Origin of the sequence: Nonomuraea longispora (assembly GCF_004348345.1) — a bacterium.
Classification (GTDB): Bacteria; Actinomycetota; Actinomycetes; order Streptosporangiales; family Streptosporangiaceae; genus Nonomuraea; species Nonomuraea longispora.
This window is the reverse complement of the sequence record NZ_SMJZ01000462.1, coordinates 1-428: the sequence shown is the minus strand read 5'-3', so window position 1 is coordinate 428 and position 428 is coordinate 1. Positions and strand designations below refer to the sequence as shown.

Genomic DNA, 428 nt, shown 5'->3' with positions numbered 1-428 from the left:
GTCGTGAACAAGATCAAGCTCCTCAAACGGCAGACATACGGCAAGGCCGGATTATCGCTGCTCCGAAAACGGATACTCCTCGCCCAGAAGCACCACGGTTAGTTACCACAGAAATCTTGGCAGAACCACTCTAAGTGTGGAAACGATCACTATGGGTAAATGAGTCAAGTAGATCATCTTAACGCTTCGGGGGGAGCGTCCATCATGACGAACACACGGGGATCATGAGCTCTGACCACCAGTTTCACACCAGAGCACGAGCAGGCGGGAAGCTTGGCACGGGCTGCTCATCATGGCGGGGAAAAATCCCCCCATCGTGACGGCGAGGTCCCGTTGCGGGACCTGCTCGGCGATCAGGTGCTGGACCTGCTGCTGGAGCGCTCGAAAGACGGCAAGGGCGGCCTGCGGCTGACCGGCGACGGCTCGAT

1 pseudogene is annotated in these 428 nt (G+C 57.9%); it reads left to right on the top strand.

Annotated elements, in window-relative coordinates:
- Positions 1-273: 273 nt before the first annotated feature.
- A pseudogene (locus E1267_RS48175) lies at positions 274-428 on the top strand (IS256 family transposase); the annotation flags it as partial.